This is a genomic window from Bradyrhizobium uaiense (assembly GCF_010811875.1).
Classification (GTDB): Bacteria; Pseudomonadota; Alphaproteobacteria; order Rhizobiales; family Xanthobacteraceae; genus Bradyrhizobium; species Bradyrhizobium uaiense.
In genome coordinates this window covers 1-246 of the sequence record NZ_VKHP01000849.1, presented here as the reverse complement: position 1 = coordinate 246, position 246 = coordinate 1, and the positions used below count along the sequence as shown (strand labels likewise).

1 pseudogene is annotated in these 246 nt (G+C 63.0%); it reads right to left on the bottom strand.

What is annotated here, in order from left to right:
• Positions 1–128 (bottom strand): annotated as a pseudogene (locus tag FNJ47_RS52370) (EamA family transporter); the annotation flags it as partial.
• Between the last annotated feature and the right edge of the window lie 118 nt (positions 129–246).

Here is a 246-nt window from a genome sequence, read left to right as displayed (position 1 = left end):
AGCAGCCCACCGACGACCAGCTTCGGCGTCACGCGGTCACCAAGAAACAACACGCTCGAGATCAAGGCGAACACAGGAATCAGCAAGCCGAAGGGGGCGATGCGGTCCATCGAGCAGCGCGCGATCACGCAGGTGAGGCCGAGTCGAGCGTGAGGAGGGTTGGCCACCCGCGCACCTCGTCGAAGATTGCGTGGATCGCCTCAATCGAGCGGGTGCGGAAAGTGACGTCGAGTCACTGTTGACTCG